Here is a 12,843-nt window from a genome sequence, read left to right as displayed (position 1 = left end):
ATTTTTGGCACCCGACAACAAGAATAATCCCATGCCATGAGGTCAACACGTGATGTCGAGTACAACCGGTATCCAGGCCACCACTGCCGCACCTGCGGTGATGGATCTGCCCAATCGCGGGCAGGCGTATTACACGGTCAGCGTGCTGCTGATTGCCTACATCTTTTCCATCATGGACCGGCAGATCCTGACGTTGCTGGTCGGCCCGATTCAGCAGTCGTTGCACGTCAACGACAGCTGGATGGGTGTTCTTCACGGTTTCACGTTTGCGGCGTTCTATTCCCTGGTCGGTTTGCCGATTGCGCGACTGATCGACCGTGGCAATCGCCGCCTGGTGCTCACCATCGGTATCGGATTGTGGTGCCTGGCCACGGCGGCCGGCGGGTTGGCCACCGAGTTCTGGCATTTATTGCTGGCACGCATCGGGGTGGCGGTCGGTGAAGCGGTGCTGCTGCCGGGGGCGGTGTCGCTGATCAGCGATCTGTTCCCGGCTCACAAGCGTGGCCGCGCCCTTGGCGTGTTTGGCACCGGAGCGTCGTTCGGTGCCGGTGCCGGGTTGCTCGCCACCGGGCTGGTGCTGGGCTACTTCACCGCGCACCCGTTGACCTTGCCCGGGCTGGGGTTGCTGCAACCGTGGCAGACCACCCTGATGTCGATCGGCCTGCCGGGGCTGCTGGTGCTGGTGCTGATGACCGGCGTCCCTGAACCGCGCCTGCGCAAAAACGCCCAAGGGCTGAAACCGGCACCCCGGGCGGACGTACCGATGCGCGAAGTGTGGGCATACCTGCGGGAAAACGCCCGTACCTTCGTGGCGATTTTTGTCGGTGCCGGCTGCTTCTATACCGCGGTTTATGGCAGTGGCAGTTGGGTGCCGACCTACTTCGTACGTGAATTCGGCTGGACCTACGCCCGGGTCGGCGCCCTGATGGGCGCAATCATGTGCGTCTGCGGTCCCCTCGGCGTGATCATCGCCAGCTGGCTGGGCGAATACTGGCGCAATCGCGGGGTGGCCAACGGCAATCTGCGCATCGCCTTGCTGGCCAGCGTGCTGTTGGCGCTGGTGAGTGTTCCGCTGTTGATGGCCTCTAGCGTCGAGCATGCACTTCCATTCCTGGCCGTGGCCGCCACCCTCTGGACCTGCCTGTTCGGCGTCGGCGCGGCGCTGGTCGTCGAAGTCGCCCCCGCCCCCATGCGCGGCCAGTTCATGGCGATGTTCACCGGAGCGCTGAGCCTGCTCGGTGCCGGTTGCGGCCCGGTGCTGGTCGGGGTGCTGACCGACTACGTATTCAAGAATCCGAACGCGATCAGGTTCTCGATCCTTTACGTGGTCCTGGCCGGTTGCTGTCTTGCCGCCCTGTTCTTTTCAAGCGCCTGGAACAGCTTTCGACGTACCACGCAAAAAGCCTTGCAATGGGAAGCTGATCGCCTCCTCCAACCGTAACCCCTTCATCCCCCCAACGAGAAAACATCCATGAGCACCCTCAATGGCAGTTGCCTGTGCGGCAACGTTCAGTATTCCACCCTTGCAGCGCCGCTGATGACCGCTGTGTGCCACTGCAGCGATTGCCAGAAGCAATCGGGCAGTGCCTTTTCCGTCAACGTGCTGGTACCCACAGAAGGGTTCGAGGTCGAGGGCAGGAGCCTGAGCAGCTACGCCAGCAATGGCGGCAGCGGTCTGCCAGTACGGCGGTTTTTCTGCAGCACCTGCGGTTCAGCGCTGTATAGCGCGATCACCACGATGCCCGGGTTGTTCGCGGTCAAGGCCGGCACCCTCAGCGATACCTCGGCACCCACGCCTGCCCTGCACATGTTTTGCGCATCGGCACAACCGTGGGTGGCCATTGATCGCACCCTGTCCTGTCATGAGCAGGCCGTCACCGAGTAAACCCGCCCCTCGAATCCTGCGAGTGAACCTGCACATGAAAACAACAAAAACGATGTTGCAAACCGGTGCCCTGGCACTGTCGCTGATGACTACCGCCGTCATGGCCAAGGTCTCTCCTGACGAGGCTGCGCAGCTGGGCGCGACCCTGACGCCCATGGGCGCAGTAAAATCCGGTAATACCGACGGCAGCATTCCAGCCTGGACCGGCGGCTTGCCCGCCAATGCCGGCGCCGTCGACAGCAGAGGTTTCCTGAGTGACCCCTTTGCCAGCGAAAAACCCCTGTTCGTCATCACGGCGGCCACCGCCGAGCAGTACAAGGGCAAGCTGTCCGAAGGCCAACTGGCCATGTTCAAACGCTACCCGAACACCTACAGGATTCCGGTCTACCCCACCCATCGTACAGCGGCAGTCCCGGGGGACATCCAGACGCTGATCAAGGCCAGTGCGTTGAACACCCAGGCGGTGGATGGCGGCAATGGCCTGAGCGGGTTTGCCGATACCCGCTACTACGCGTTTCCGATTCCCAAGAGCGGCGTTGAAGTGCTCTGGAACCACCTGACCCGCTATCGCGGCGGCAACCTCAATCGCTTGGCCACCCGCGTCCAGCCCCAGGCGGACGGCTCGTTCAGCATGGTTGAGCTGGAGGACGAAATTGCCTACCCGAGAGAGCTGCCAGACCTGGACAAGGACAAGGACAAGGCCGACAACATCCTGTTCTATTTCATCCAGCGGGTGACCGGGCCTGCGCGCCTGGCCGGCAACGTACTGCTGGTCCACGAAACCATCGACCAGGTGAAGGAGCCCCGCGAGGCCTGGCTGTACAACGCCGGCCAGCGCCGCGTACGCCGGGCGCCGCAAGTGGCCTATGACGGCCCGGCGACCGCCGCCGATGGCCTGGCCACCACCGACAACTACGACATGTTCAACGGCGCGCCGGATCGCTACACCTGGGAACTGGTCGGCAAGAAAGAGCTGTACATCCCCTACAACAGCTACAAGCTCGACTCGCCAAGCCTCAAGTACGCCGACATCCTCAAGGCCGGGCACATCAACCCGGACCTGACCCGCTATGAACTGCACCGGGTCTGGGAGGTGGTCGCCAAACTCAAGCCGGGCGAACGCCACATCTATGCGACGCGCCACCTGTACTTCGATGAAGACACCTGGCAACTGGCAGAAGTGGACCATTACGACGGGCGCGGCCAACTGTGGCGCGTCGGCGAAGGGCATGCCCAGCAGTACTATCACAAGCAAGTCCCCGGCTATACCGCCGAAGCCCTCTACGACCTGCAATCGGGTCGTTACTCGGTGCTGGGGTTGAAAAACGAAGAAAAACGCAGCATCGAGTTTGGCGCAACGGCCTCCGCCGCCAACTACACCCCGGCGGCGCTGCGTCAGGAAGGGATTCGTTGATTCAGGCCTGAAAACCTCGCAGCACATGACCTCTTGCCCCCGCAGCGCTGCACTGTCGCCTTGCGGGGGCCAACCGTTTTATCCGGTGACAAGCGTCCATCACGTCCCTGCTCAAAGGGGAAGCCTCGTATGGACGACGTCATGAAAGCGATAAATGAGCTATACCCGCTAATTCCCCCCATTGCAGTTCTTCAACTCAGGAGTTTGGCAATGAAGCTCAGAACCTCACTGGCAGCACTCATGGTTGCGGCAAGCCTTTTCGGCTGCACCACTTCCTCGAACCACGGCGTGAACGTCAACCTGGTCGCCACCCGGCAAAACGCCGGTCAGATCGGCACCGTCACCTTGACCGACTGGGACAAGAAAACCGGTCTCAGCTTCTTCATCAGCGGTGCTCCAATGGGGGTGACCCTGCCCCTGCGTCTTTACTCGTTCATCAATAACGGCAGCTGCGAGCAACCCGGGTCAGTCGCCTACGCGATGAACGACACCGTCAACACCGAACGCCAACCCGTGCGCGGCTGGTCTTTTACCAGGACCGCGCCTGTGCCCTTGCAAACCCTGGTTGACGGCAAGTATTCGGTGGTCGTGCGAACGGCTGCGACCGATGGCAACGTCGATATCTTTTGCGGGGATATCAAGGCAACAGAGCCGGTGAAATAGCTCCGGCCGATTCAGGTCGGTCCACGCCCCGGTACCGCTCGTGCCACCGGTTGTCCGGTGCGAGCGGTGGCGTCGGGTGAACGGAACCGGGCCGGTGGCAACAACCGGTAACAAACCTGTCATTACTCACTGATAACGTCCAAGCGCTTTCCCGAACCGCATCTGCTCGATCCCCGATCGCCCAGTTCCCTGTACCAGGGTTTTGCCCATCCGCTCAAGGTGCCACTTCAGGTGTACGCAAGCACGACGCGCAAGCAAATCATCATCAGGTCCAACGACATGAGCTGCGACGACTTTGGCGCGTTGTTCTCGAACCTGTTCGGCAACCTCTATTCCGACTCTCCGCCGCCGCCGAAAAACATCATCATTGGCGGGGTCTACGGCCGGCATGAAGGTGTCAGTTTTCGTCGCATGCACTATCGCGGTGACTTCACGGTGGCTTTTCCCGCCCCCCTTGATGAAATCACCTTCGTCATCCCCACCGCCGGCAAGATCATCTTCAACCACGTTACCGAGTCGGTCGGTTTCGCGCAGATAGGCCTGGCGATCGACAAGGCCGAAGTCCGCTCGGCGCGCTTTGTCGACAACCACGCACAGCACGGGATTTCGATCAGCCGCCGGCTGATCACCGAGCGCCTGTCGACGCTGCTGGGCAAACCCATCCTGCAAAAGGTCCATTTCGAACCGGTAGTGGACCTGAATGTGTCGGCCTTGCAGGGCATCCGGGCGTTGATTGAACTGGCCACGGGCACCGAGTTCGACCTGCTGATCAACACCGGTTCGCTGATGCCTTCGCGCCTTCGCGAAATGCTGGTCGATGCAGTGCTCGAGGCCTGGCCGCACAACTTCACCGAAGCCCTCCGGCGCCCTTCCCCACTGATTGCGCCACGGCATGTGAAACTGGCCGTCGAGTACATTCAGGAGCACCCCGACCACCTTGCCAGCGGCACGGAACTGGCGCAATTGACCAACGTCAGCCTGCGCGCATTGCAGGAAGGTTTTCAGCGTTTCATGGGCACTTCGATCGTTGCCTATCAGCGCCAGGTCCGCCTGGAGCGCGCCTTTGCCGCGCTGTCCCAGGGGGTATCGCCGTCGGTGACAGACGTGGCCTTGCAACATGGTTTCAGCAATGTCGGGCGGTTTTGCCAGTATTTCCAGAGTGCCTACGGCATCAGCCCCGCAGACGTGAGAAAGGGCCTGCGAACGCGGCCGATGGCGATCAATTGAGACACTGTGGGAGCAGGGCTCGCTCCCACAGATTGCCTTAACTAATTGTCAGAACAGATAGCTGGCCTTCAGCCCGCCATTGAAGCCGTGACTGTCGCCGCCACCGCTGGCGCCGACTTCCGCACCCACGCTCCACGGGCCAAGGTTGGCCATGACGTTGACGCCACCGGTGAACTGGTCACGGTTGTCGAAGGCGGCTTGCTGTTCGATGTCCAGGCCCAGCAGCTGCCCTTCGCTGTCGACTTCATGGTCGCCCAACACATGCTCGTAGCCCACTTGCACACCCGGCACCACTTGCCAGGCACCGAGGCTGACAGGTGCAAAGGATGCGTTGAGGTTGGCCACCGCGCTCTTGCGGGTCTCGTGGATGCCGTCGACGTCCAGGGCCAGTTCGCTGCCTTTTTCCTGGAAGCCCGACAGGTTGACGTGGCTGATCCGCACGCCGAGGCTCGGCTCGAGGGTCACGCCGTTCACCGGAACACGGTAACCCAGGGCCAGGGTCGCGCCGGTGAGGTTGCCATGGCTGTCGCCCTTGGCCGTGCCCAGACCGCCGCCCAGTTCGCGTTTGCTCTCGTAATCGAGGTAGCCGGCGCTGGCATCGGCATCCACAAACAGGCCGCGCTCCAGGCCATTCGGGGCAAAGCGTGCGCCGACGCTGAAGAAGGTCAGGTCGGTATCGGCCTCGCCACCTGCGCCACCGACATTGCCGCTGCTGTAGCCGAAGCCGGCATGGGCGCTGAGCTGCTCGGAAAAACGCTGGGTCAGGCCAATCATCATGCCCTGGCTATGCTCGTTGCTGCTGGAGGCCTGGGACGAACCATCGGTGCCCAGATACCCCGCCAGCGCGGCGCTCCACAGGCGATATTGCCCGGCCTTGAGGTCGATGCCGCTGGTGAACGGCGCGGCGGCCTGTTCGATCATCGCGCCCTGGCGCAGCAAGTAGCTCGCGGCGTCGGCGTGCACCTGACCGCCGACGGTGGACTCGACTCCGCCAAGACTGCGGGCATCGATGGCCGATTGCAGGTAGTAGTTGTAGGCACTGTAGGTGCCCGACAGGTTGCTGTTCTGCAGTTGTTGCAACAGCTGCGCACCGGCCGCGGCATTGCCCGCCAGGTCCGCTGCGCCCGGCAGGCTGTTGTAGAACACCATCTTGCCGCGCAGCACGTAGATGGTTTCCTGGGACAGACCGAGGCCTTCCTTGAGGTAGTTGTCCATCGTGCCGTATTGCGCGGTCACCTGATCCAGGCCGGCTTGCAGGTAACTGGCCTCCACACCGATCAGCGGCCCATAGATGGTCGCCAGGCTCGGTGGCAAGGCCGCCAGGGTCGCCTTGATGCGCGCGGCGGTGTAGTCGTTGGTCGCCAGATAGTTGCTCATGATGGTGGCATCGTCGACCCCGGCGATGCTTTGCAGCACAGCGGCGGTCCAGCCCGTGCGGTCCTTGCCGGCGGTGCAATGGAACAGCGCGGCGCCGTCGACCGTGGCCAGCTCATTGAACAGCTGGTTGAACTCGCTGCGCATCCCAGCGTTCCGGACGAAATCCCGGTTGGTGGCCTGCATCATGGCAGTGGCTTCGGCGGCGCTGTGGAACGCGACGTTGGTGACGTTCGCCCCCGACGTGGAGCCGCCGATGATGTCGATGTTGGTGTAGGTCGCGCCCGTGAGCATCTTGTCGGGCGTGGCGGAGATCTCGCTGGGCGTGCGCAGGTCGTAGACCGCCTTGATGCCCAGGCCGTTGAGGGTTGCCAGATCCGCCGTCGACGGCGTCAGCGCGTTGGAGCGGTAAAACACCCCGCCACGCATCGTGCCGTCATTGGCCGTGGTGTACGCGGTGGTGAGACCGGCGACATCGCGGAAGTTATCGATGCTCTTCAGGCGTGGAGTGTTGAGGGGGACCGTCTCGGCAGCCTGGGCGGCAGCGATGGACAGGCTCAAAACAGACAGCGAACACACAAGTCGTTGGAACACAGTGCAGCCTCATTGAAATCGCGTTGGGCTGACTAATATCTACATTGAAATGGCGCTGAACATGACAAATCGCCTGCAAACGCAAATCACTGCGCGATGTGTCCGGCTGGCTCGTTTTCTGTCCGTGTAATGCCCGTTGTGCTGGTGGGAAACGAGATGCGCTGTGGTCGTTGATCAATTTCCAGGCATTAAAAACCCGCCTTGCAGCGGGCTTTTTGCTTTTTCAGAAACTGATCTGTGGCCGCGAACTCAATGGGTTTTTTTCGAGGTCGACAGCCCGGCTTTACTCAAGCCTTTGGTGTTGTGCTCACCCGGCGTCGAGGCCGAAATGGCCCTGGCCTTGGAGATGCCGCGAGTATCCTTGGAATGGGCGATGCCTGAGGTCGTGGTGCCATGACCATTGTCATCGTTGCGCTCACTACCGTAGTGGTTCCCGCTCAGGCCATGGTCGCGCACGGACTTGCCGGTATGGTCGCTGTCCAGCCCGTTGCCGCGGTCGTTACTGCCGGAGTGGCCTGTACCGGCGTGCCCGCCACCCATGCCGCCGCCGTGGCCTGCGCCATTTCCGCCACCATTACCACCGCCGTTTCCGCCGCCATTTCCACCGCCGCCACCGCCGCCGTTTCCGCCACCACCGCCACCACCGCCGTCCTTCGCGTAGGCGGAACCCATGATCGACAGGCCACTAGGCAGCAAAGGGGCGGCTGCAAGCATCATGGCGCATGACATTACAGCAACGAGACTCTTGTTTTTAAAAAGCATGATTGCTTCCGTAGGAGGTTGATATCGCGTGGGTTATGACGCGACATCCCTCCAACAGTTCAAGTACCACGACAGACGGCTGGAGCACCTTGAATCAACACGAAGACTACCTTCCACAGGTCAATCAAACGCACCGTCGAGAATTTCATAGACAAGCCCGGTGGCCAGCGCAACCAGGATCAGGTCCGTGCCGACTTGCTGCCATTCGTAGCCATCATAGTGGGGCAGCCTGCCGACCAGTCGACCATCCAGTTTTTTGGCGATGCCAGGTGGAAGCGGCTTGCCTCGGGCAAGGTTCTTTTGAATACCCGGTGGCAAATCAGGCCCGGGGCTCCAGTAGCCGGTATTCACGCCAATGATCTCGAGCACGCTGCCCCGGTTGATGCTCGGGCCATTGCTCCAGTCCCCGCCACCGGAATTCTTGTTCTTGTTGCCATGACTGCCCTGGTTGCCATGGTTGGCCTTTCCGTTGCCCTGGCCGTTACCGGGATCAGCCAGTGCCGTCACCGAGCCGCAGACCAGCGTCAAACAGGTAACAGCTGCAATCAATGATCGAGTCCTGAACATGATTCATTCCTTCGTGGTGGGGAATAGTCCCTGAAATTTAGACGTTATAGACGAAGTTGGTTCCATCGAGTCACCAGGCGCCAAACCGTCTACGCTCATCCGATCGAAGCCCTGCAGGCGTTTGCCGATGGCTGGGGCTTGTCGATTATTTGCATCTCACCGCGCCTCCTCATCGCCAGGTGAAGCGCACGCCAGCCCTTCCCTGGAGACATCGCCATGATCCGCCCCCTGCTGACCGCCCTCACCTTGCTTGCCCTGAGCGCCGCCGCCCACGCCGATGTCACGCCGTTCCCGGCGTCGTTCCACACCCAGGACATCCCCGTCGACGGCGTCACGATGCACGTGCGCGTCGGCGGCAAGGGGCCGGCGGTGGTGCTGTTGCATGGCTTTGGTGACACCGGCGACATGTGGGCACCGCTGGCGGCCGAACTGGCGCGGGACCACACCGTAGTGGTGCCGGACCTGCGCGGCATGGGATTGTCATCAATCCCGCAAAGCGGCTACGACAAGAAGACTCAAGCCGCCGACATTCGTGGCGTGTTGAACGCGTTGAAGATCGAGCACTCGGTGGTCATCGGCCACGACATCGGCACCATGGTCGCCTTCGCCTATGCCTCGCATTACCCGGAGCGCACCGACCGTTTGGTGGTCATGGATGCACCGGTGCCGGGCATTCCACCGTGGAACGACATCGTGCGCTCGCCGATGCTGTGGCACTTCGACTTCGGCGGGCCGGACATGGAACGCCTGGTCGCCGGGCGTGAACGCATTTACCTGGACCGCTTCTGGAACGAGTTCGCCGGCACCCCCGCCAAGGTCGACGAAGGCACCCGCCAGCACTACGCCAAACTCTACGCCCGCCCCGGCGCCATGCACGCCGCCTTCTCCCAGTTCCGCAGCATTCGCCAGGACGCCGTGGACAACGAGGCGTCGATGGCCAGGAAACTGAGCATGCCGGTGCTGGCGGTTGGCGGCGAAAAATCCTTCGGGGCCAATGAAGCCATCGTGATGCGCAATGCCGCGGACAAGGTGACGGAAGTGGTGATTCCGGGAGCCGGGCATTGGCTGATGGAGGAAGCACCGACGCAGACGATTGCGGCGATTCGCGGGTTTATGGCGCAGTGACGGCACCACCTTGGCATCCGAAAAACATGTAGGAATTTACCCCCCGTGGCGAGGGAGCTTGCTCCCGCTGGGCTGCGAAGCGGCCCTCATCCCTTGCAACTCATTTCCTCAGACACACCGCAGTGCCCGGTTTTACGGCGGCAGAGCCGCCGAACGGGAGCAAGCTCCCTCGCCACAGGGGGCTTTGGGCGTCCTACAGGCCGGTTGCAGCCGTCGAAATCGATGCCTAATGTGCGCCCGTCGCTGACTTGAGTTGGCGGTTGGGTTTCGCAGCCCTGTAGAAGATGGAACACAGCTAAATGACAACTGTGGCAAAATTTGCCGCCGTTTCGTTTTATGGCGGCTGTGTGTGGGAGACCTTCGGGTCTGCCGGCTTGACTCTTCTCCGGTCTGCGAACCCGCACATAGCTGCCACCCATTTGTTTCGCAGCAAAAGGTGGCACTCCATGATCCTTTGAAGAGTTCTACCTTATGACAATGCAAAATCCGCCTCGCCGCTTCACCCCCATGAAACAAATCGCCACCAGCTACCCCGTCCTCCTCATCGACAGCGACGCCCCGCTGCGCGAACTCCACAACTGCGCCGCCGAACGCCTCAATGCCGTCCTGCAATACCTCAACCTCATGGCCTGCACCAGCCTCCCCGACTACGCCGAAAACGACATCAACACCGTCACCAACATTTCGCGGATTCTGCTTCAGGATGTACGGGATGTGTTTGGCGTGATCGAACAGCGGGGGTTTGAGGGGCCGAAGAAGCAGTGACATTTTTCAAGCACAAAAAACCCGTATTTCTACGGGTTTTTGTTGCTCGCTCAATATCTCGCTTTTCGCTTTTCAACCGACAACCGCACTTCCACGAAGAAATGAAACCGGGCAGCGTAAACGATATCGACTGAACTATTCAGCCATGATCGCCTGATATTCCTTCTGGTACTCACCGTAAGGGAGTTTTTTGTCCATCAGAGCCTTTACTCGCGCTTCCTTGTACTGAGCAGGCGTCAGCATTCCAACCGGTACAGACGACTCCGCAGCCGCTGATGCCTGGTTTGATGGCGTGATATTTCCAATGCATTGATACTTGACGATCATCTGCCCGGCGTTGCAGTTACCAAAGCCATCCCTTGACTGACAATACTCGGTTTTACCACCGAAGGGTTCTGCGCGCTCGTAACCCCACACTGCGCATTTGTTGTTTGCAATTGACTCAGCCTGCTTTAAATCAACGATCGGAGTCTCGAAAGCTTTGAAGTCGTAAGCCATATCAATCGAGCCATCCGCCCGGCTCCCGCCGGTTGCGTAAAATTCTTTACGACTGGAACAACCCGTTACTACAACGGCTAACATGACCAGAAGAATTAGCTTACGCATGAGAAGAAATCCTTTTGAGGAACAAGAAGCGCAATGATGGCAATGCGCCTTCTTTCTGTCCACAAAAACGATTTTTGGATGGACGATCAATAACGACAGAAAACTGCGGCCAATCAATGACCGTTGAATCCTTGATCAGAAATTCGCGGTCTATTCGCAGCGCATTGCTCGCAACCCGCATTCGGCGCAGGTCCAGCACTGATCAGCGACTGAAGCGCACAAAAGCGGTTTTTGACAAACGTCTAAAAAATTCATCTCTCCAGCCGATTCATTTAGACTCGACTGTTGGCTCATGGGGCCAGGCCAAGCCCTATAACGGATATCCAAGACAGCTTTTCATGAAAAAAATAATCAGTTATTTGCGAAATAGTTACTGGAAAAGATGGATTCGCAAACACAAATGCAAAGTGGCGGGCGGTCTATTGTCACTGCACAAAAGAACGGCACTGACCCTGGAAGAAGGCGTGACGCTCGGGAATGTGGTCATAGAGTCGAAAAAGCTGGAAATCGGTGCGCATACCTATATCCGCAGTGACTGCTTCCTTTCGGCGGTCTCCTCCATTGGCAGGTTTTGCTCCATCAGTAGCAGCTGTTTTATCGGCCAGCAAAAGAGCTCGCATCCGTTGGACTGGCTCAGTTCACATCCCTTTCAATATACCGACACGGCGCTGGTTTACGACCCGGTGGTTGCGGACATCACGATTGGGCATGACGTCTGGATCGGCCATAGCGCGATGATCCTGGAAGGCGTGACCATTGGCACTGGCGCTGTCATCGCAACCCGCGCCCTGGTTGCCCATGACGTGCCACCGTACGCCATTGTTGCCGGCACCCCGGCAAAAGTCGTCAAGTATCGGCACACACCCGAGTTGATCGAGGCGCTGATCAACAGCAAGTGGTGGGATGTCGATGTCGAGGTACTCAAGACATTGCCGCTCAATGATCCGCAAGCCACTTTGTCTTTGTTGGCCACCCTGCCGAAAGAAAACCGCGCCGACTACCAACAGATCGAGATAACCCGCAAAGGGTGCAGTGTTTTGTCTTGAGCAGCGGGAATGACCGATTCGAATGTTAAAAAAAACCCGCATCAGATGCGGGTTTTGACGACTGGTCCCTGATGAACCCTGCCCGCAAAGCGGTTATCAGAAGTTCGCCGGTGTGTTGGCGCTGATGATTTCCGCCTCATCCGCCCCGATATTGCGAAACCGGTGCGGCAAGGTCGTCGGAAAGTAATAGCCATCCCCGGCATTGAGCACACTCACCTGGCCATCCACGGTCAATTCCACGGTGCCACGTGTCACCAACCCACACTCCTCGCCTTCGGAGTGCACGATCGGCTCTTCGCCGGAGCTGGCGCCCGGTGCGTATTGCTCGCGCAGCAAGCGCATCTGCCGGCTTGGCACGGACGCGCCGATCAGCAGCAGGCGCAGGCCATGGCGGCCGAGGTCGGGCTGCTCGTTGGCGCGGAAGACGTACTGGTGTTCGCGCGGTGGCTGATCGAAGGTGAAGAAGTCGGCCAGGGACATGGGGATGCCCTCCAGCAATTTCTTCAGGGAGCTGACGGAAGGACTGACCCGATTCTGTTCGATCAGGGAGATGGTTGCATTGGTGACGCCGCTACGCCGGGCCAGCTCGCGCTGGGACATTTTGTAGCTTTCGCGTACTAATTTGAGTCGTGAGCCCGTGTCCATGACAGCCTTATGTGCGTGCTACTTAAGGGTAATGGGGGTGGAGTACAGGCGCGGATCACGCCGTTTTCCGGTCCCGGAAACGTGAAAGGCGGCTATTAAATCACGTTTGTTCGTAATGCTCAGCAGGTTCGATAAACGGCTGGAAAAATAGCCATTTGCCATGAAGTTGC

At 60.0% G+C, this 12,843-nt stretch carries 13 protein-coding genes; 8 read left to right on the top strand and 5 right to left on the bottom strand.

Going from position 1 to position 12,843, the window contains the following annotated elements:
- The first annotated feature begins 52 nt into the window (after positions 1–52).
- The 5 genes from AABM52_RS12395 to AABM52_RS12375 all read left to right on the top strand — a co-directional run bounded on the left by AABM52_RS12395 (position 53) and on the right by AABM52_RS12375 (position 5,189).
- The gene (locus tag AABM52_RS12395; RefSeq protein ID WP_347912028.1) at positions 53–1,441 is read left to right on the top strand and encodes an MFS transporter; all 1,389 of its coding nucleotides are present in this window, start codon (positions 53–55) and stop codon (positions 1,439–1,441) included.
- A 30-nt stretch (positions 1,442–1,471) separates the two neighbouring features.
- Positions 1,472–1,885, top strand: a complete 414-nt coding sequence (locus AABM52_RS12390; protein ID WP_347912027.1) for a GFA family protein — start codon at positions 1,472–1,474, stop codon at positions 1,883–1,885.
- Positions 1,886–1,919: 34 nt separating this feature from the next.
- The gene (locus AABM52_RS12385) at positions 1,920–3,299 is read left to right on the top strand and encodes a DUF1329 domain-containing protein (protein WP_347912026.1); all 1,380 of its coding nucleotides are present in this window, start codon (positions 1,920–1,922) and stop codon (positions 3,297–3,299) included.
- Between the two features lie 210 nt (positions 3,300–3,509).
- Positions 3,510–3,962, top strand: a complete 453-nt coding sequence (locus tag AABM52_RS12380) for a hypothetical protein (protein WP_347912025.1) — start codon at positions 3,510–3,512, stop codon at positions 3,960–3,962.
- A gap of 279 nt (positions 3,963–4,241) precedes the next feature.
- On the top strand, positions 4,242–5,189 hold the full coding sequence (locus AABM52_RS12375; RefSeq protein ID WP_347912024.1) for an AraC family transcriptional regulator: 948 nt from the start codon (positions 4,242–4,244) through the stop codon (positions 5,187–5,189).
- A 48-nt stretch (positions 5,190–5,237) separates the two neighbouring features.
- Here AABM52_RS12375 and AABM52_RS12370 read toward each other — a convergent pair whose 3' ends face one another.
- From AABM52_RS12370 to AABM52_RS12360, 3 genes are all read right to left on the bottom strand, one after another.
- The gene (locus tag AABM52_RS12370) at positions 5,238–7,157 is read right to left on the bottom strand and encodes a tyrosine-protein phosphatase (protein ID WP_347912023.1); all 1,920 of its coding nucleotides are present in this window, start codon (positions 7,155–7,157) and stop codon (positions 5,238–5,240) included.
- Between the two features lie 249 nt (positions 7,158–7,406).
- Positions 7,407–7,919 carry a hypothetical protein gene (locus AABM52_RS12365; RefSeq protein WP_347912022.1) on the bottom strand — a complete coding sequence of 171 codons (513 nt, stop codon included), beginning with the start codon at positions 7,917–7,919 and terminating at the stop codon, positions 7,407–7,409.
- A 120-nt stretch (positions 7,920–8,039) separates the two neighbouring features.
- The gene (locus tag AABM52_RS12360) at positions 8,040–8,486 is read right to left on the bottom strand and encodes an anti-virulence regulator CigR family protein (protein WP_347912020.1); all 447 of its coding nucleotides are present in this window, start codon (positions 8,484–8,486) and stop codon (positions 8,040–8,042) included.
- Between the two features lie 216 nt (positions 8,487–8,702).
- Between AABM52_RS12360 and AABM52_RS12355 the strand changes: the two genes are divergently transcribed.
- Both AABM52_RS12355 and AABM52_RS12350 read left to right on the top strand, forming a co-directional pair.
- Entirely contained in the window at positions 8,703–9,611 is a 909-nt protein-coding gene (locus tag AABM52_RS12355) for an alpha/beta hydrolase (RefSeq protein WP_347912018.1), read from the top strand.
- Between the two features lie 471 nt (positions 9,612–10,082).
- Positions 10,083–10,376 (top strand): hypothetical protein, encoded by a 294-nt coding sequence (locus AABM52_RS12350; protein WP_056727952.1) that lies wholly within the window; start codon positions 10,083–10,085, stop codon positions 10,374–10,376.
- Positions 10,377–10,511: 135 nt separating this feature from the next.
- Here the strand turns inward: AABM52_RS12350 and yecR are convergent, their stop codons facing one another.
- Positions 10,512–10,982: a YecR family lipoprotein gene (gene yecR / locus AABM52_RS12345; protein ID WP_347912017.1), complete on the bottom strand. Its 471-nt coding sequence runs from the start codon at positions 10,980–10,982 to the stop codon at positions 10,512–10,514.
- A 338-nt stretch (positions 10,983–11,320) separates the two neighbouring features.
- Between yecR and AABM52_RS12340 the strand changes: the two genes are divergently transcribed.
- On the top strand, positions 11,321–12,028 hold the full coding sequence (locus AABM52_RS12340) for a CatB-related O-acetyltransferase (RefSeq protein WP_347912016.1): 708 nt from the start codon (positions 11,321–11,323) through the stop codon (positions 12,026–12,028).
- 96 nt (positions 12,029–12,124) lie between these two features.
- On the opposite strand, the gene AABM52_RS12335 is transcribed toward AABM52_RS12340, so the two are convergent.
- A complete protein-coding gene (locus tag AABM52_RS12335) occupies positions 12,125–12,673 on the bottom strand; it encodes a cupin domain-containing protein (RefSeq protein ID WP_046042404.1) in 549 nt (182 codons plus the stop codon).
- Between the last annotated feature and the right edge of the window lie 170 nt (positions 12,674–12,843).

Source organism: Pseudomonas grandcourensis, assembly GCF_039909015.1.
Classification (GTDB): domain Bacteria; phylum Pseudomonadota; class Gammaproteobacteria; order Pseudomonadales; family Pseudomonadaceae; genus Aquipseudomonas; species Aquipseudomonas grandcourensis.
Note: the sequence above shows the minus strand (reverse complement) of the source record. Positions and strands in the feature narration are given on the sequence as shown.

Excerpts from the sequence above, each read along its gene's own strand:
- AABM52_RS12395 (WP_347912028.1), top strand. The coding sequence starts at position 53 with ATGTCGAGTACAACCGGTATCCAGGCCACCACTGCCGCACCTGCGGTG.
- AABM52_RS12390 (WP_347912027.1), top strand. The coding sequence starts at position 1,472 with ATGAGCACCCTCAATGGCAGTTGCCTGTGCGGCAACGTTCAGTATTCC.
- AABM52_RS12385 (WP_347912026.1), top strand. The coding sequence starts at position 1,920 with ATGAAAACAACAAAAACGATGTTGCAAACCGGTGCCCTGGCACTGTCG.
- AABM52_RS12380 (WP_347912025.1), top strand. The coding sequence starts at position 3,510 with ATGAAGCTCAGAACCTCACTGGCAGCACTCATGGTTGCGGCAAGCCTT.
- AABM52_RS12375 (WP_347912024.1), top strand. The coding sequence starts at position 4,242 with ATGAGCTGCGACGACTTTGGCGCGTTGTTCTCGAACCTGTTCGGCAAC.
- AABM52_RS12365 (WP_347912022.1), bottom strand. The coding sequence starts at position 7,919 with ATGCTTTTTAAAAACAAGAGTCTCGTTGCTGTAATGTCATGCGCCATG.
- AABM52_RS12360 (WP_347912020.1), bottom strand. The coding sequence starts at position 8,486 with ATGTTCAGGACTCGATCATTGATTGCAGCTGTTACCTGTTTGACGCTG.
- AABM52_RS12355 (WP_347912018.1), top strand. The coding sequence starts at position 8,703 with ATGATCCGCCCCCTGCTGACCGCCCTCACCTTGCTTGCCCTGAGCGCC.
- AABM52_RS12350 (WP_056727952.1), top strand. The coding sequence starts at position 10,083 with ATGACAATGCAAAATCCGCCTCGCCGCTTCACCCCCATGAAACAAATC.
- yecR (WP_347912017.1), bottom strand. The coding sequence starts at position 10,982 with ATGCGTAAGCTAATTCTTCTGGTCATGTTAGCCGTTGTAGTAACGGGT.
- AABM52_RS12340 (WP_347912016.1), top strand. The coding sequence starts at position 11,321 with ATGAAAAAAATAATCAGTTATTTGCGAAATAGTTACTGGAAAAGATGG.
- AABM52_RS12335 (WP_046042404.1), bottom strand. The coding sequence starts at position 12,673 with ATGGACACGGGCTCACGACTCAAATTAGTACGCGAAAGCTACAAAATG.